Source organism: Acinetobacter sp. WCHA29, from assembly GCF_002165335.1.
GTDB lineage: Bacteria > Pseudomonadota > Gammaproteobacteria > Pseudomonadales > Moraxellaceae > Acinetobacter.
Window position 1 is genome coordinate 75164 of record NZ_NHRQ01000011.1, and the last position, 17376, is coordinate 92539.

The 17376-nt window shown below is 38.5% G+C and carries 15 protein-coding genes and 1 pseudogene; 14 read left to right on the plus strand and 2 right to left on the minus strand.

What is annotated here, in order from left to right; genetic code table 11:
• The first annotated feature begins 735 nt into the window (after positions 1-735).
• The 5 genes from CDG59_RS09265 to CDG59_RS09285 all read left to right on the plus strand — a co-directional run bounded on the left by CDG59_RS09265 (position 736) and on the right by CDG59_RS09285 (position 4573).
• Positions 736-1344 (plus strand): hypothetical protein, encoded by a 609-nt coding sequence (locus tag CDG59_RS09265; protein ID WP_017399408.1) that lies wholly within the window; start codon positions 736-738, stop codon positions 1342-1344.
• A gap of 27 nt (positions 1345-1371) precedes the next feature.
• The gene (locus CDG59_RS09270; protein ID WP_087544972.1) at positions 1372-2958 is read left to right on the plus strand and encodes a CAP domain-containing protein; all 1587 of its coding nucleotides are present in this window, start codon (positions 1372-1374) and stop codon (positions 2956-2958) included.
• A 23-nt stretch (positions 2959-2981) separates the two neighbouring features.
• Complete coding sequence (locus CDG59_RS09275) at positions 2982-3743, plus strand: hypothetical protein (protein ID WP_005085375.1); 762 nt, start codon at positions 2982-2984, stop codon at positions 3741-3743.
• Positions 3744-3771: 28 nt separating this feature from the next.
• On the plus strand, positions 3772-4155 hold the full coding sequence (locus CDG59_RS09280) for a hypothetical protein (protein ID WP_004885553.1): 384 nt from the start codon (positions 3772-3774) through the stop codon (positions 4153-4155).
• Positions 4156-4270: 115 nt separating this feature from the next.
• On the plus strand, positions 4271-4573 hold the full coding sequence (locus CDG59_RS09285; RefSeq protein ID WP_004885555.1) for a hypothetical protein: 303 nt from the start codon (positions 4271-4273) through the stop codon (positions 4571-4573).
• 560 nt (positions 4574-5133) lie between these two features.
• Here CDG59_RS09285 and CDG59_RS09290 read toward each other — a convergent pair.
• Both CDG59_RS09290 and CDG59_RS09295 read right to left on the minus strand, forming a co-directional pair.
• Complete coding sequence (locus CDG59_RS09290; RefSeq protein WP_000693745.1) at positions 5134-7089, minus strand: alkyl/aryl-sulfatase; 1956 nt, start codon at positions 7087-7089, stop codon at positions 5134-5136.
• Positions 7090-7170: 81 nt separating this feature from the next.
• Positions 7171-7431, minus strand: a pseudogene (locus CDG59_RS09295) (integrase core domain-containing protein); the annotation flags it as partial.
• A gap of 96 nt (positions 7432-7527) precedes the next feature.
• Between CDG59_RS09295 and CDG59_RS09300 the strand changes: the two are divergent.
• From CDG59_RS09300 to CDG59_RS15050, 9 genes are all read left to right on the plus strand, one after another.
• Complete coding sequence (locus tag CDG59_RS09300) at positions 7528-7983, plus strand: hypothetical protein (protein ID WP_005085372.1); 456 nt, start codon at positions 7528-7530, stop codon at positions 7981-7983.
• Between the two features lie 47 nt (positions 7984-8030).
• The gene (locus tag CDG59_RS09305) at positions 8031-9230 is read left to right on the plus strand and encodes a TolC family protein (protein ID WP_004885559.1); all 1200 of its coding nucleotides are present in this window, start codon (positions 8031-8033) and stop codon (positions 9228-9230) included.
• Positions 9231-9240: 10 nt separating this feature from the next.
• Positions 9241-10716, plus strand: coding sequence for an efflux RND transporter periplasmic adaptor subunit (locus tag CDG59_RS09310; RefSeq protein ID WP_004885562.1), 1476 nt, complete (start codon positions 9241-9243; stop codon positions 10714-10716).
• 14 nt (positions 10717-10730) lie between these two features.
• Positions 10731-13859 (plus strand): efflux RND transporter permease subunit, encoded by a 3129-nt coding sequence (locus CDG59_RS09315; RefSeq protein WP_005085369.1) that lies wholly within the window; start codon positions 10731-10733, stop codon positions 13857-13859.
• 11 nt (positions 13860-13870) lie between these two features.
• The gene (locus CDG59_RS09320) at positions 13871-14242 is read left to right on the plus strand and encodes a hypothetical protein (RefSeq protein ID WP_004885566.1); all 372 of its coding nucleotides are present in this window, start codon (positions 13871-13873) and stop codon (positions 14240-14242) included.
• Between the two features lie 5 nt (positions 14243-14247).
• Positions 14248-14961, plus strand: a complete 714-nt coding sequence (locus CDG59_RS09325; RefSeq protein ID WP_004885567.1) for a HupE/UreJ family protein — start codon at positions 14248-14250, stop codon at positions 14959-14961.
• Between the two features lie 11 nt (positions 14962-14972).
• Positions 14973-15611, plus strand: coding sequence for a hypothetical protein (locus CDG59_RS09330; protein WP_004828381.1), 639 nt, complete (start codon positions 14973-14975; stop codon positions 15609-15611).
• Positions 15612-15691: 80 nt separating this feature from the next.
• Entirely contained in the window at positions 15692-16999 is a 1308-nt protein-coding gene (locus CDG59_RS09335) for an MFS transporter (protein ID WP_004885568.1), read from the plus strand.
• A gap of 89 nt (positions 17000-17088) precedes the next feature.
• Positions 17089-17214 (plus strand): YHYH domain-containing protein, encoded by a 126-nt coding sequence (locus tag CDG59_RS15050; RefSeq protein ID WP_016541229.1) that lies wholly within the window; start codon positions 17089-17091, stop codon positions 17212-17214.
• Positions 17215-17376 lie beyond the last annotated feature (162 nt).

Consider the following 17376-nt stretch of genomic DNA (forward strand, 5'->3'; position numbering starts at 1 on the left):
ATTAACAGCTCATTAGGTATTCATTCATCTCAATGCGTCGAATGTAAAAGCTGAGCCGCGCCTGATTTAATTCTTTATTTTATTGTTTTATTTTAATAGAGAACAACAGTCCATTTTAGCCTCATCCATCAAAGCAAAATGAGCCGATCGATCGGAGTAATTTGACCTTATGGGAAAAATCAAAGACTTATTGCATTACATTTGGCGAATCTAATTGTATAGATTTTAGTGCTTTGTAAAATTGACTAAAGCGCAGGATAAAATTAATATGGGCTCGCTGGCCTACATTGCCAGCGGGTTTTAGCAGACCCTTCGTAAACAAAGAAAGAGTACAAAGTTTGACTTTGTATTCTGCTGTACCCACTCGTCCCTCTTTTCTCTATGGTAGGGCGGAAGGGGGACGTCTTTGTACGTGCTGGTTTCTTTGTTTACCAGTCTGCTAACCCTCTTTCGTTCTGCCACCATTATTTAGCAGTAATCGGTAGGACTTCTTTTCTAAACAAAGGAGCTTCTTATGCTGTACCAATCTTTTCTAATTTGCGACTCACCCCATGTTCAACCTTGTTGTGCTTTGCAACGAGGGCGATACGGCTAATTTTTTATTATTCGTCTGTATTCAAACAATATTTTTACAAGAACAATCCAACGGTGGATGGCTAAGTCACGCCTATAAAAAATAAACCTTTTTATATCTGCTGGTGATTGTGCATTGCATTGAACATGCGGGAAACAACCATGACTGAATTAAGCAAACCCAAAATCATACCCATTGAACACCGTCCACAAAAATCTAAGCTCTTTATAAAATGTGTGGTCTTACCCATCGTGATCTTTCTCATCGTTGCCAAAATCTTCTCTTTTGGTGCTTTCGGTTACATTTTCTTTGGCTTTGACCTGTTCTGGTTTGTGATCATTTACTACCTCTATCAATATGGAAATACCTATTTTGACGGAATGACCGAACAACTGAAACGTCAGGGTGAAACTTTTAATTATCAAAACCGTGGTGTCTGGATTAACTCTCAGGACAAAACCATCATCCTGTTTGATCAGCCTGATCAACGTCTAGTGAAATATCCTTTCGACTACATTACCTCTGTGGGTCATTACAATCTGGTTGAAGATCGCTTTAGAACGACAACCACGGTGATCAGTAACCCAATGATGGGAACTCATGTTAACCAACAAGTCCATCGGACACCGATGAAACGTGAGTTCCAAGTCAATATTGGAACACGGGATCAATTTAAACCAAATTACAGCCTTAAAGTGCTGTTTCCTTGGCGTAGCCCAAAAATGGCCAGTGAAATCCGTCAACTCCTTTCGGCTGATCATTATCAATAACAATATATAAATATAAGGCAGTCAATCATGATGATTTCAAAAACCTTTATGCCATCTGTGCTGATGATGGCAATCAGTACAGTCATGGTCGGTTGTGGAGGCGGTGGTTCGGGAGGAGAGTCCAGTTCATCCAATGGTGGTGGAACGGAAAATCCTAATAATGGCAGTACCAATCCTAAGCCTGTAACTTGTGCTGAAACTCAATATCTAGAAGAGGGGACATGTAGAAATAAGGCGCCGCAGAATATTCAGGCATTCTCATTGAGTAACCTGATCCAAGGTCAAAGCTATCCATTATCGCTGCAAACAGATCAAGGTCTGGCAGTGACTTTTAGCAGTAATACCCCCAACATCTGTAGTGTAAATGATAGTGAACTTAAAGCCCTAAAGGTTGGACAGTGTACTCTGGCACTGACACAGGCTGGTACAACAAAAGTTCTACCACTCAATAGCCGCATGACCGTCAATGTGACTTGTGCTGCCGATCAATATCTAGAAAATAATGTTTGTGTAACTAAGGTCGAGCAAACCATTACCCCACTCAAAATCAAATACATCCTGACGGATAGTGTGTATTCACTGGATACTGAATCCAGTGCCAAACTTCCCGTCACGATTAGCAGCCTTTCTTCATCAACCTGTACGTATAGTCAGGGCGAACTCAAGGGGATTGGGGCGGGTGTATGTACTCTTAAACTCACCCAAGAGGGTGATACCAAAACACTGGTAGCAGAGAGTAAAACCATCAGCTTTGATGTGTTTAAGGCTTCATCTATGAGTGATGCCCCCAATATTAATAACTGTTATGCGGGTAAGCTCAGTGCAAAGTTTAGAAATGAATTTTTAAATGAAATCAATACGGTTCGTGCCTTGCATGGGCTGCCAAGTATTACATACGACTATGCCCATGAAGATGAGATGATGCAGACGGCGCTGATTCTTGCTGCAAACAACATCTTGACCCATTACCCAGAATCAAACACAAACTGCTATTCAGATATTGGTGCAGTGGGTGCAAAAACCAGTAGTTTGGAAATGGGGGTAAGACAGAATAAATATGACTATTCACCTGCCGAAAGCATTACAAATATGGTGCATGACAAATTAAATCTGTTTGCAGGAGATGTGGGGCATCGCCTCTGGATGCTGAATCCTTTCTTACAAAAATCGGCGTATGGTTCAGTTAATGCGCCATCATTTAAAGATACCCGATTCCCTTATGTGGTCGGTACGTCCTACAAAGTGGTTTATCCCTTCGACAATCCAACCACTGCACCACTCGGTGTGATTGCCTATCCCTACCACAACTATCCAGCCAAATATTATATGGCGGGTTCAATTCTCTCGATTTCAGTTTTAACCGATCAAAAGAATTTCTTTGCCAATCGAAATGTGGATTACGCCAAAGCCACTGTTGTAGTCACTGAACGAAGTAGTGGAGCTAAACAGAAGATCAGCAATATACGCTATGAAAATATCGGTGTTCCCAACCATATCCAATTTAACTTCGACGATTTGAAACTGAACGTGATCTACGATGTCAAACTCAGCAATGTCTTGGTGAATGGTCAGCCTAAAGAATATTCCTACTGGTTTAACGTGAATGATCGGTAAGCGAAAATAAGGACAACAACAAAATGAGATGTATGATTAAAGAATTTCTTGTCACGAGTATCTCGCTGCTCATGATACACACCGCGACGGCTCAACCTATTTCTGCCTCATCTTTAACACTGGAGCAAGGCTTATCCTGTCTGGATTGGACTGAAAATGAACAATCTTTTAATAACCAACTGGCGTTGGGTGACAGGGCAGATATACCAACACCAGCGATCGCCAAACTTCAGAAACAATTTCAAAAGCAATATAGCAAGCAAGAGACGACCATTATCGATGATTCAGACGATGAAAATTTCTGTCAGGACTGCCCTGAAACAACCGTCTATCGTCCTAGAAACAAAAGCAATCCGATTCAACGCATTGAGACCTCAATGCATGTCAGTGTTGCAGGAGCAAGTACATCGATCTATCGTCGAGATGACATCGCCACAACTAAACAAAAAATTGAGAGCGGATTAAATATTAAATTCAGTCGCCATACAGGGCAGCAATTCAAAAGCTTTAAACAGCAGTGGGATAAAGCTTCTATGCATGATGATCAAAATAGAAGTAAAACCCAAAAAGTCTTTCAGCAATATCCACATTTAAAGGTCTTTAATGGCGAAGTCTTCCAAAATCAAAAGATCTATACACCCAAACAGATTTATATTTATAGCCAGCCCTATAAACGTGACACTTCTTATCTGAATGATATGATTGCTTTTATCAGTCTTTATGACAACCCAGTCAATTCTTCACAACACATTTTACAGTGTGGCTTTATTGACAATGTGTTTTAACTTCCAAATAAATAAAGAGTCAAATCAAATGAAAAAATTAATATTCGCAGGATTATGTTTAAGTCTTTCAACACTAGCTTGTGCTGGTGCAAAAGAAAGCCTAGTAGGAAAGCGTCTGGTCTTAGATTTGCCAGATACCGAATGTGCGGGATTATCTTTTGCCAAAAATGGTAAGGACGCAGCAATGTATGCCGAAATGGGGCAATGCCAAGATCCTTTACCACTTCGAGTAAAATGGCTAGATGACAAGACCTTTATTCTAATTGAGAAAGTACGAACGAATAATATTTCTCCACCACGTAGCTATTTATATAAAGTTCAAAGCGTTAATCAGCATTATGTAAAATTGACCCAGATATGGACGGGGTGGGGAGATTCAAAAGACGATACGCTAGGCTATTATTTTAAATAGCTTGATCTAAGGTAGGCTAAATATATAAAGCTAAAGCGATAATTGACCAGAGGTTTTTAAAACATGAATTACTACGCAGAGGATCCCTTCTAGATAATTTAAACTAGGAGGTAATATGCAAAAGCTGAAATTTCAGTACCAGCGCCCTGTAAAAATCGATCCTAATGATGGTATCCGAAAACGATATCCCCATATGAGGAATGCTTATTTTAAAAAGTTCAGTACATATCCAGAACGTAGTTTCTATTTTTTTCATTTGATCGAATATAAGGATTATCCTTTAAAACTTCGTGTTGCACGAGGTTCTGGTTTGCCAGAAGAATGGGATGATCTTCCATCTTCAGTCTACAAGGTAGCTAAAAGCTGGAAGCATAATTCCAAAAGAAAGCATCAGTACTTTAAAGAGGATGTTGCCTAAAATTTATTTTATCTAAAAATAAAGGAATAGTTTTTCCCTTATTTTTTGCTTAATGCCGAATTTAATAATTACATACTTATCTAGCAGTAGCGGATGATTTGACGACTGTAGAAAACTTAGCTCAAATTTAGCTTAATAGCTGCCCTAAAAAATGGGTAAGTATTAGATAGATCGGATTTGAGCTTATTCATACTCCTTTTGCTGATATTGGTAATATAAAAGCTTATTTTCAATAAAAAACACATCATAATACCCCCTTGCCTTTTAACCACAAAAATATTGAAGTTATTATTTAGAAGCAATTAATAGAAAAATAAACAAATCTTTTTTAAACAAGCTACTAATAAAAATATCTCCATCGAAAATAAAGTATAAAAATTCAAAAACCATTTAATAAAGTATCAATAGAGTTAAAATACATATAGCTTACTTTTAATTTTAAAGAGGAATACAAGAAATAATTTCTTGTATTCCTGTTATAAGATTGGGAGAACCAAGTTGATAATTTCACCCATTTCTTTGGATCTATTAATTTAAGTTTCGACTTTACTTATTTGAGCTTAGCCATTTGGTCGAGTCACAATCGGGAAAATTGAATCTGGACGTTTAAACATTGCAAAGAATTTTCCAATTTTCAGTGGATTACCTTTGACTTTACTGTCTTTAGAAAGCAGGACTTTTACCCCTTCTATTTGACCTGTAATCATTTTTAGATATAAGGGCTTGGTTAAGGTTAATGTAGGGCAATCCAATGCCAAATCTTTACTTTCATCATAACGCTTAAACTGCATGACTGAGTTTTCAACCCATAATGAAAAATGCTCTTTGGTATCCGACAAAACCAGATTGATACACTGGTTTTCATTTTTTAAATTTTCCACATCTAAATTTGTCGCCATAGCTTCAAGAAATCTTTCAGTTGGTGTATGAATCAATAAATCACTCGGATCAGAAGTATTTTGTAGGGGTACATTATTTTGTAGCTCTTGAGCGCCCACCAAAAAGAAATTACGCCAAGTTGAAGCCTCAGCAGCATAGCCCAATTGACGATAAGTATTCGCCAATAAGTCTTTTGCTTGTTGGTTTTGAGGGTTATTCAACACAATATGTTTTAAAATCTCGGCAGCCCATCTATAGTCAGCTTGAGCGTAGGCATCCCGCGCATTTTTCAATGCATTGTTCTCCCCACCTGCTAACTCAATATATTTTTTTGCAACAGCTTTAGGGGGTAATGGATCTAAATTGGAAGGATGGGCATCGAACCATCCCATATAATATTGGTATACTGCTTTTACATTATGTTTTAGGGTTCCATAATAGCCATGAGCATATAGTTTTTGATCAAGTGCCGCTGGAAGCTTAATTTTTTCGGCAATTTCAGCGCCATTAAAACCAGAGTTCATATATCTCACCGTCTGATCATGCGTGAACTTATAAACATCTCGCTGGGTTTTAATAAAATCTTGAATATTGTCATTGCCCCAGACAGGCCAATGATGCTGTGCAATCAATACATCGGATGCTTTGGCATGCTGCATTGCTTGGTCTAGATAGCCCACCCATTTTAAGGCATCACGGACTTTAGCACCCCGAAGGGTATAAAGATTATGCATGGTATGAGATAGAATTTCTGCGCCGTTATAAAGTTTCAATGATGGGATAGAGAACGTTAATTCTGCTGGTGCTTCTGAACCCGGCACGTTATAAAACACAAAATCCAAGCCATCAACCGTCATTTTCTGTTCTGGTTGAGTGATCAGTTGTGTAGGCTCAAGGATGCCCATTTTTCCCACAGCAACAGCCTTACCTAAACCTGTATCCACCAATCCTTCCGCATTTTTAGGTAGAAAAGTTCCATACATATAAGTCGCACGACGTATCATGGCTGAACCTGCCATCACATTTTCACTGGTCGCTTCTTCCATAAAGCCTTTTGGCGCAATAATTGGAGTTTTTCTAGCGTTAATTTCTTCGCTAGAAAGAACGCCTAATGCACCACCAAAATGATCGATATGGCTATGGGTAAAGATAATGGCTGAAATTTTTTGCTCACCTAAATGCTGTCTAGCAAATTTAAGTGCTGCTTCAGCCGTTTCTTTAGAGGTTAATGTATCCACAATAATCCAGCCAGTATCACCCTGAATGATGGTCATATTTGCCAAATCAAAACCACGAATTTGCCAAACTCGATCTGTTACTTTAAATAGCCCAACATTGTTGTTTAATTTTGCTTGTCGCCATAGAGTGGGATTAACGGTATTTGGTGCTTGATCTTGTAAAAAACTAAATGCATCAAAATCCCAGATAACATTGCCTTTCTCACTTTTAATTTGACCTGTTGGCTTGGCAATAAAGCCCTTTTGAGCCTGATTAAACTCAGTCATATCCTCTAAGTTATACTTCGCCTTATATGTATTATTTGATTCAATGACCGCTTTTTCTACTACAGTATTTGCTGCAAAAACAGAAAATGGCAGAATAAGCATCAATGAAACTGTTAAAAACTTAATTTTCATCTTCTTTCCTTTTTTTAAATAGAGGTGGTCCCACATGTTTGAACAACTAAAAGCTTATTTATAAGTGATACTCTGCTCTAGTTAAGCTACCTTATTTTGTTGTGGTAGCTGGTCATAGTAAAACTCATCTGGAGTCATTTTGTCCAGACTCGAATGAGGTCGTTTCAAATTATAAAATTCAAAATATGCGTTTAATTGCTTCTTCGCATCCAAAACATTGCTGTAGGCTTTGAGATACACCTCTTCATATTTAACGCTCCGCCATAATCGTTCAACCATCACATTATCAACCCATCGACCTTTACCATCCATGCTGATTTGGATGTCATTTGATTTCAATAGTTTCGAACATATTCATTCTCAAATGTTGAGGAGAGAGATTTACTTTAATAAAACTTTTTAGTATTTTGTTAGCAAATCAGTAGTATTTCCATCGCTATGCGTTCAAGTAGGTTGTCTAAGCTTATACTCGCATTTATCCTGTTTTTGTTTACGATAACAATTACCGGAGTTCATGCGTGGGCGCCTGTCTTACTTGAGAATATTGAACACCAACATGAGTTAAGTATTGTCGTTGAGGATGATGCATCAAGTCATTGGTCTTTGCAGCATTATAGTGATTCTCTTAAAAACTCTACTGATCATGACGCTGAAGCACATAGCTGGAAGAACATTGATGAGCCAATTTATCATCATTCAGTAAAACCAATTTCTTCTGATAGTGATCTAAGCATAGATCCAGTCTTTATTCTGAGTTTCGCACTTCCACTAGTTTTATTCTTTTTCCAGCTTTTTGAAAAGCCTATTTATCGAGCCTTTTTAAAGCGGCGATCCCCTCTAGTATTTAGTAATTCTTATACCTACTCTAAAAACTTAATCGTCCTACATAATTGATTTTTCTATACAAAAATTAATTTTAATTTTTTTGTATAGGTAAAGTCATGTCTAAAAAATATCAGATATTTCTTACCTGTGGATTTGTAGCAACAGCAGCAAATGTATTCGCAGAAACGAATTATGCTGAACTACAAAAGCAGGTAATCGCAAGTGATGCTGTACTCAATAGCTTAAAGCAGTCCGAGCAAGCTTATGAAATTAATCAAAAGTTTGCTGGTAGATTAAATAATCCGACTTTCAATGTGGAGTTGGATAATCTCGGTAATTCTAAACTGAAGGATTTGGATGGCCCAACAACCTTATTGGGACTGTCACAAGAGATTCCTCTTAGTAATAAACTTTCCTTGAGAAAACAGATTGCGAGTTTTCAAGGTGATCGTAATCAGTTCGAAATAGCAAAGCGTCAGGCTGAACTCAAAGCAGATTTAAGAATCTGTATGGCGAATTGGTATGTAGCTACTCAGCGTGCTGAAATTTATTCTTCTGAGAGTAAATTGAATGCCAGACAAGCTAACGTTCTTTCCGAACGGCTTAAGTACGGGCGAGTAATTCCTTCCGATGCTCAGCTAAGCATAGCACTTTCATCTGAGTCGAAATTGCGCCATCAAAATGAAGTGAAGAAGATTCAGTTCCAGAAAAATCTGTGTTCTAAGTTCACTTCCAACCTGCCAAGTAATGCATTGGAGGTTCCGTTAAGCTTTAATTTCACAAACAAAATAAGTTTGTCTGAGCAAGAAGCAACGCTGAGTTCGAAGCTGAAAAAGACTCAGTTTGAACTGGCCCGCAAAGAAGCAATACCAGATATTACTTTGGGAGTCGGGGTTAGGAACTACCAAGAAACCAATGACAAAGTCTTCCAAGTTTCAACGTCAATACCCCTCAATATCTTTAATCGAAATAAGGGCAATATTGCGATTGCTCAAGCAGAGCATACGAAAGCAGAAACACAGTCTATGCTTTTGAGTCGTAACTCTAAAATTGAATTGGAAAACAAATCTATTGAGGTTTCCAATTTAATTGATGCGATTAAGCAATATGATCAAACCGTTTTGCCCGCAACAAATGAAAGCCTGCGAATTGCAGAGATGGGTTACCAAGCAGGGAAAAACTCTTTACTTGAGTTCAATAACATCAAGCAAATTTGGCTAGACAAACATCTTGCTCGATTCGATTTGTGGTTGGCTTTGCAGACAGAAATTGCAGAAGTCGAGCGCAACTACATTACTCATTTAGATCAAGAATAAGGGCAAGAATATGAATAAACAAACCAATACATTGATTGCAACTGGTGTCGTTGCCTTACTTATCGTCTTATGTGCTATTGCTTGGTATAAAACCGGTAATAAGACACAAGTGAGTGGACATGGTGAGGTCGCCGAAGAAAAAGTAGCTGTAGCTGGAGATGAGAAAGGACCTCACGGTGGTCGGTTGTATCGAGATGGAGATTTCTCTGCTGAGGTTAAGATATTTGAAGAAGGAGTGGAACCACACCTCCGTGTTTATGGGTATTTGAATGACAAGCCGCTTAAACCTGAAGACTTAAAAGCGAATATATACATTAAGCGTTTAGATGCTGAGCAAAATATTCAATTTAAACCAGAGAGTGATTACTTGATTGGAAATGAAATTGTCTATGAGCCACATTCGTTTTTAATGGTTGTAAATGTCGATTATCAAGGGAAAAAACATACTTGGAAGTGGGATACGAAAGAAGGTCGTGTCACCATGTTAGACAGTAGTATTAAGAGCAGTGGTTTAGAGCTCTTAAAAGTTGAACCAATGATGTTTGAAAATGCTTTGGAACTGAAAGGTGAGTTGAAGTTTCCTGATAATTTTGAAAGCCTTGTTGCACCAAAAGCCAGTGGAACACTGATAAAAACCTACCGTAATATTGGGGATAAAGTAAGTCAAGGAGACTTACTTGCTGTTGTCCAAAGCCAAGATTTAATTCGTTTGAATGCGGATCGTAAAGTTGCTTTGGATACTCTACAGTTTGCTCGACAAAAAATGGAACAAGAACGAGCATTATGGCAAAAGCGTGTATCACCTGAGATTGATTATATTTCTGCAAAGAGAGATTTTGATGCTGCTCAAACTCGTGCAAATGAGTTGAATAACTTAATAAGCTCTTATGGCGGTTCAGGTAATGGAACAGTTGAAGTTCGTGCAGCAATGTCAGGAACAATATTAGAAATCCTTGGTGCTGTTGGATCTAATGTAAGCTCTTCAACCCCTATTTTTAAAATCGCAAATACTTCGCAACTCTTGGCGGTAGTAAATGTTCCTGCTGACAAGCTTAATGCTATAAACCCTACAAACAGAGTCAAAGTTAAACCTCAAAGTCCGACAGGCACAGAAGAGGCATTGGGCAAGATCAAATATATTAGTGATGTCATCGATACTAAAACACGTACAGCGAAGGTATTTATTGAGATACCAAATCAGTTTAAGTGGCGTTCTGGACAGTTAATCACGGCTCAAATTTTTGAAAATCAAAGTCAAAAGCCAATGGTTGTACGTGAAGATGCGTTACAGAATTTCCGTGATTGGGACGTGGTATTCATTCGTGTTGGTAACGATTTTGAAGCTCGACCTCTGGAGCTTGGCGATAAATACAATGGGTATGTGGAAGTTAAATCTGGATTACGAATAGGACAGGTTTATGCCGCAGGAAATTCATATCTTTTAAAAGCAGAGCTAGGTAAATCTGGCGCTACTCATGACCATTAAGGGGAGTAGCGAATATGTTTGATCAGATTGTTAAACTCTCGATTAAGAATCGTTGGCTTGTACTCATCGTATTCCTATTTGTCGGTGCATTGGGGGCTTATAACTATTTTAAGCTACCAATTGATGCTGTTCCCGATATTACGAATGTACAAGTTCAGATTAATAGTGAAGCTCAAGGACTCTCTCCAATGGAGATGGAGTCTCAGGTGACTTATCCTATTGAAACGGCTTTGGCTGGTATTCCAAATTTAGACTATACCCGATCAGTCTCTCGGTATGGCCTGTCACAAGTGACGGCAATTTTCAAAGAAGGGACGGATATTTATTTTGCCCGACAATTAGTGAATGAGAAGCTACAAGGGGTGACACCAAATCTTCCCGTTGGAATTGCAACTTCTATGGGGCCTGTTTCTACAGGACTTGGCGAAATCTTCATGTATACCGTTGAAAATGCCAAGAACAATCCTAATCCACTTTCACCAACGGAATTACGCACCTTACAAGACTGGGTGATTAAACCTCAGCTTCGAAATGTAGAGGGTGTTAATGAAATCAATACCATTGGTGGTTATCTCAAACAATTTGTAGTTCAACCTGATTATGCTTATTTACGTAGCATAGGGCTGGATCAGAAGGCGATTTTAGAGGCTATCTCTAAGAACAGCATGAATAAAGGCTCGGGGTATATTGAGAAAAATGGTGAACAGTATTTGATTCGTTCTGATTCTCAAATTAACTCAATTGAGCAAATCCAGAATATCCCGATTACGACGAGCAATGGTTATATCCTCAGATTGAAAGATGTTGCCAAAATATCTATTGGTCACGAATTACGTACAGGTGCCGCAACTAAAGATGGGCAAGAAATTGTACTGGGTACAGCATTCATGCTTATCGGTGAGAACTCACGAAATGTTGCTCATGCTGTTGATCAAAAACTACAGCAAGTTCAAAAATCATTACCAGAAGGTGTAGAAGCAAAAGCGGTCTATAACCGTACAACTTTGGTTGATGCAACGATACAGACGGTGAAAAAGAATCTTTTAGAAGGTGCGATTCTAGTAATCGTTGTTCTGTTTGTATTTCTTGGTCATTTCCGTACTGCGCTGATTACAGCTCTAGTTATTCCATTATCCATGCTGATGACAATCACAGGTATGGTGAACCAAAAAATTAGTGCAAACCTTATGAGTCTTGGGGCACTAGATTTCGGGATTATTGTAGATGGTGCTGTTGTAATTGTTGAGGCTTCCTTAGCAAAGTTGGCAATTAAACAAAAAGAGCTTGGGCGAGTTTTAACAAGGCAAGAACGCTTTACGACTGTGTTTGAGGCGACTAAAGAATCCCGCAAAGCGATTCTCTATGGTCAATTGATCATTATCTTGGTGTATCTACCTGTAATGACTTTGACTGGTGTTGAAGGAAAGATGTTTACACCAATGGCTGCAACAGTGGTTATGGCTTTAGTGGCAGCAATGATACTTTCAATTACGTTTGTCCCTGCAATGGTGGCATTGGTCACTACCGGTGAAATTAAAGAAGAAGAGTCAAAAATCGTTCATGGTATCAAAAGGTTTTATAACCCAATTTTAGATTGGTCTTTAAATCACAGATATTTGCTAATTGCTTTTGTCTCTATTTTCTTTGTTTTTAGTGCAAGTCTTTCGACTCGTTTAGGTTCAGAGTTTATACCTTCCTTGGATGAGGGAGATGTGGCACTACATGCTTTGCGTATCCCTGGCACGTCGTTGACTCAAGCAATTGAAATGCAATACACGTTAGAAAAAGAGATTAAGAAAATTCCAGAAGTTCAGACTATTTTTGCCAAAGTAGGGACTGCTGAAATTGCGACTGATCCTGTTCCACCTAACGTTGCAGATAACTTTGTCATGCTGAAACCTCGTAGTCAGTGGCCTAATCCTGATAAGGAAAAGTCTGCGGTTGTTGCTGAAATTGAACGCGTATCTAAAGGCGTATATGGAAACAATTATGAGTTTACACAGCCGATTCAAATGCGTTTTAACGAACTTATTTCAGGTGTCAGAACCGATGTTGCCGTAAAAATTTATGGTGATGATTTGGAACAGTTACTTGAATCAGCAAACGCTGCCGCTAAGATTTTAGAGGGAGTCAATGGTACTGCTGATCTTAAAGTCGAACAGATGTCTGGTTTACCCATGGTTTCTGTTGAGCTGAAAAAAGACATGATTGCCAACTATGGGCTTGATGCAGAGGATGTGCAAAAACAGGTTTCTAGTCTAATTACAGGCGAGACAGCAGGTAAGGTGTTTGAAGGAGATCGAAAGTTCGACATTGTGGTACGCATGGACCAAAACTCGGTAACAGACCTAGAGAAGCTTTATCAGATTCCTGTGAGTTTAGCTGATGGTTCGAGTGTTCTTTTATCAGAATTGATCGAGTTAAAAAATGTTCAAGGACCAAACCAGATTTCTCGCGAAAATGGTAAACGTCGTATCGTCATTACAGCAAATGTTCGTGGAACTGATATTGGTAGTTACATTTCAGAAGCACAATCTAAGCTGACTGCTGATTTTAAATTACCAGATGGTTATTGGCTGACTTGGGGCGGTACGTTTGAGCAAATGGAATCTGCTTCAAATCGTCTTATGGTTGTAGTACCGATTGCTTTAATTCTGATCTTTGCCATGATCTATATGGCTTTAGGTAATGTTAGAAACAGTATCTTGGTATTCACAGGTGTGCCATTTGCACTAACAGGTGGTGTGATTGCTTTAGCACTACGTGATATCCCATTCTCCATTTCTGCGGCTGTGGGTTTCATTGCCTTATCGGGTGTTGCTGTGCTGAATGGTTTGGTTCTTGTTTCAGCCATTCAGCGACTTAGAGTTCAAGGTGAAAGTGTCATTGATGCAGTGAAACATGGTGCAATGGAAAGACTCCGTCCCGTGTTGATTACAGCTTTGGTCGCTTCATTAGGTTTTATTCCGATGGCCTTAAACGTAGGCATTGGCTCTGAAGTTCAGCGCCCAATTGCAACTGTCGTTATTGGTGGGATTATTTCATCAACCTTACTGACTTTGATTATTTTGCCAACCTTATATGTGTGGTTTAACCAAGGTAGGTCAAGAAAATCAAACGATGCTGCTGAACAGGTTGTTTAGGGGCATCTTTAATGACAAATATATTGCGAGATAAACAAAGCAAATTTGTGATGATGTGGCTAGTCTGCATGATCAGTCTCGCTTTATGTTTGCACTTTAATGAGCATGTAACTGTAAATGAATTTCAGAGACACGTTTCAATTGATGCAATTCACTCTCACCATCATGAGATAAGTCAACAACATTCACATAGTCACCAAGATAATTACTATGAACATTTTGTTGGCTATGACGCACTTAAATCGACCGCTTTAGCCCATCTCTTAAAGGGGATATCGATTCTAGATTGGTCAAAAGAATATGTTTATCTGATGGTGAGTCGTATTTTTAAACCGCCCAAAAAGTTAATGGATTTTCAATTCATTTTAAATTTTGGAGTTTGATATACATGCAAATTATTGCTTCACACATTGTGAAATTAAGTGCTTACATAAAGCTATTACTTGCTTTATTCATTACATTGGTAAGTCCTACACTTTTTGCTCATGGAGTAGCAGAAGGTGATAAGGGCTATATTCAAGAAATTTATGGCGTTCAAGTAATTCCATTCATCTATTTGGGTGCGAAGCATATGGTCACTGGATATGACCATCTATTATTTCTTGTTGGCATTATCTTCTTTTTATATCGAATGAAAGATATCGGCTTATACGTCAGCCTATTTGCACTTGGGCATTCGATTACGATGCTGGTAGGTGTTTATTACAACATCTCGATAAACGCCTACATCATCGATGCAATCATTGGTTTTTCAATTGTTTATAAGGCTCTTGATAACTTGGGGGCTTATCAACGTTGGTTTGGTTTTCAACCAAACACGAAAATCGCGACTTTAATTTTTGGTCTGATTCATGGTTTTGGACTCGCAGTAAAAATTCAGGAATATGAAGTTCCGAGTGATGGACTGTTGGCAAATTTAATCTCATTCAATATTGGGGTTGAATTAGGTCAGTTTATGGCTCTGTGCATCATCTTGTTATTAATGACGTTTTGGAGAAAGACACCTTATTTCTTTAAAACAGCTTATCAAAGCAATGTCTTCCTCATGTTTCTCGGTTTTTTACTTGTTGGCTATCAACTTACTGGCTTCATTACTCAATAAGGATCTAAATTATGTATAACGCTGAAATTCCAAAAGATATCGAATTACCTTCATCAAAAAAGTTAATTAAATCAACAGCAATTGCTGCCGTAAGTGCTGTTGTTGTGCTAGTTACCTGTGTCATGCCTGCGGAGTATGCAATTGATCCGACAGGTATGGGTAAAGTGCTTGGTTTAACGAAAATGGGAGAAATCAAACAATCACTAGCTGAAGAGTCAGAAAATGGTATCAATGCTGCACAGGCAGTGAATAGTGTTGAACAAATATCAGTGGAAACTTCGACTCAAACGGCAGCTGATAATGCTCAAATGATTATGCCTGCTATTAATAAAGAGAGCATTAGTATTGAGCTTAAACCGGGCCAAGCAACCGAAGTGAAACTGACAATGCCACAAAGTGCAAGTGTCAACTTTGATTGGAAAGCAGTAGGAGGCGGTCTTAACTATGATACTCATGGTGATCCAGTGAATGCTCCTAAAGGGTTCTATCATGGCTATGGTAAAGGAAAGAATGAGACAACTCAGCAGGGCGTCTTAAAGGCAGCTTTTGATGGCAAACATGGTTGGTTCTGGCGTAACCGTACTGAAAATCCAGTGACTGTAACTCTACTTGTAGAAGGGCAGTTTAGTGAAATGAAGAAAGTCTTTTAAGTTTTGATCAATCTCCTTGGAATAATATTCCAAGGAGATTCAATTGCTAAAGAAGTCAGGTTCTAAAAGGAATCCATAAGATGCTAGAAGTACTAAAAAACACAACATATCGGCATTTGTTTTTGGCCCAAGTAATAGCGCTAATCGGAACGGGGTTAATCACAATCGCCCTAGCTTTACAGGCATACGATATTGCAAAGGGAGACGCAGCCCAAGTTCTCGGTATTGCATTGGCAATTAAGATGATTGCTTATATCGGTGTAGCACCTATAGCATCTGCATTTGCTGAGAGATTACCAAGAAAACAAGTATTGGTTGGACTAGATGTTATTCGAGCATTAACAGCATTGTGTCTACCGTTTGTGACGCAAATTTGGCAAATTTATATTCTCATTTTTATTTTGCAATCTGCTTCTGCTGCATTTACACCAACATTTCAGGCAATGATTCCAGATGTTCTTCCTGAAGAAAAAGACTATACCAATGCTTTGTCATTGTCTCGCTTAGCCTATGATTTGGAAAATATTATCAGTCCAATGCTGGCAGGTTTCTTACTCACTGTCATGAGCTACCATAATCTGTTTTTAGGAACAGTATTGGGTTTTATCGGTTCTGCTTTGTTTGTAGTAAGTGCAAAATTACCAGTTGCCAAAGTACCTGAATTTAGAGGTGTTTATAGTCGTATAAAGCAGGGAGCTAAAATTTATTTTAATACGCCAAGACTTAAGGCTTTGCTTGCTTTAAATCTAGCAATTGCATCGGCGAGTGCGGTTGTGATTGTAAATACTGTTGTACTGGTTCAATCGACATTTAAACTTACTGAAAATGCAACGACATGGGCATTTGGTTTATTTGGTCTTGGATCAATGTTATCGGCTTTTGTTTTGCCAAAGATATTGGATAAATTTCCTGATCGATCAGTTATGTTGACTGGTACAACAATTCTTGTAATCGGGCTGTTAAGTGGTTATTTCATTACATCCTATAATGGTTTGCTTGCACTCTGGTTTGTACTTGGTATTGGATATTCTGTTTCACAAACACCTACAGGCCGTTTAATTCGCAAGTCTGCATCGAGTGAGAATAGAACGTCATTGTTTGCTGCCCAATTTGCTTTCTCTCATGCTTGTTGGTTAATTACTTATCCATTAGTTGGATGGTTAAGTACCAATATAGGCACATTACAGACTTTTATTCCGATGGCTGTTATTGCGATTATTGCTCTCATTCTTGCATTACGTTTATGGACAACTAAAGATGAAGATTTTCTAGCACATAGCCATGATGATTTACCCGCAGACCACGATCATGTGGTTCAGCACCAAGTCAATGGTGTACATGTGCATGAGTATGTGATTGATGACTATCATCAAAAGTGGCCTAAATAATTCTTTTCGACTAATGGCTTAGAAGTAACCCGTTTATTTGTTGTACAATTTCAAACTTGTTTTATCGTTCAATAAAAAAGGTGAACAACATGAAAAAACTAATCTTTGTATGTTTAATGGGGCTTGCGGTAACAAATGCTTTTGCTCATTCAGGTGGTACGGATTCTTCAGGCTGCCATACGAATAGCAAGACAGGGGATCGTCACTGCCACTAATGGTACAAAAAAGGAAGCTTAGCTTCCTTTTTTATTAGGGTTTGTTGAGAATTAACAAAGGCAACTGATTAATTTATAATAGTACTATGGATAGATACATACTTACTGATGCCCAATGGGCAAAAATGGAACCTTTTTGCCTAGGTAAAGTGACCGATCGAG

Bases quoted from the DNA above. Each gene is read 5' to 3' on its own strand.
- CDG59_RS09265 (WP_017399408.1), top strand. From the start codon at position 736: ATGACTGAATTAAGCAAACCCAAAATCATACCCATTGAACACCGTCCA.
- CDG59_RS09270 (WP_087544972.1), top strand. From the start codon at position 1,372: ATGATGATTTCAAAAACCTTTATGCCATCTGTGCTGATGATGGCAATC.
- CDG59_RS09275 (WP_005085375.1), top strand. From the start codon at position 2,982: ATGAGATGTATGATTAAAGAATTTCTTGTCACGAGTATCTCGCTGCTC.
- CDG59_RS09280 (WP_004885553.1), top strand. From the start codon at position 3,772: ATGAAAAAATTAATATTCGCAGGATTATGTTTAAGTCTTTCAACACTA.
- CDG59_RS09285 (WP_004885555.1), top strand. From the start codon at position 4,271: ATGCAAAAGCTGAAATTTCAGTACCAGCGCCCTGTAAAAATCGATCCT.
- CDG59_RS09290 (WP_000693745.1), bottom strand. From the start codon at position 7,089: ATGAAAATTAAGTTTTTAACAGTTTCATTGATGCTTATTCTGCCATTT.
- CDG59_RS09300 (WP_005085372.1), top strand. From the start codon at position 7,528: ATGCGTTCAAGTAGGTTGTCTAAGCTTATACTCGCATTTATCCTGTTT.
- CDG59_RS09305 (WP_004885559.1), top strand. From the start codon at position 8,031: ATGTCTAAAAAATATCAGATATTTCTTACCTGTGGATTTGTAGCAACA.
- CDG59_RS09310 (WP_004885562.1), top strand. From the start codon at position 9,241: ATGAATAAACAAACCAATACATTGATTGCAACTGGTGTCGTTGCCTTA.
- CDG59_RS09315 (WP_005085369.1), top strand. From the start codon at position 10,731: ATGTTTGATCAGATTGTTAAACTCTCGATTAAGAATCGTTGGCTTGTA.
- CDG59_RS09320 (WP_004885566.1), top strand. From the start codon at position 13,871: ATGACAAATATATTGCGAGATAAACAAAGCAAATTTGTGATGATGTGG.
- CDG59_RS09325 (WP_004885567.1), top strand. From the start codon at position 14,248: ATGCAAATTATTGCTTCACACATTGTGAAATTAAGTGCTTACATAAAG.
- CDG59_RS09330 (WP_004828381.1), top strand. From the start codon at position 14,973: ATGTATAACGCTGAAATTCCAAAAGATATCGAATTACCTTCATCAAAA.
- CDG59_RS09335 (WP_004885568.1), top strand. From the start codon at position 15,692: ATGCTAGAAGTACTAAAAAACACAACATATCGGCATTTGTTTTTGGCC.
- CDG59_RS15050 (WP_016541229.1), top strand. From the start codon at position 17,089: ATGAAAAAACTAATCTTTGTATGTTTAATGGGGCTTGCGGTAACAAAT.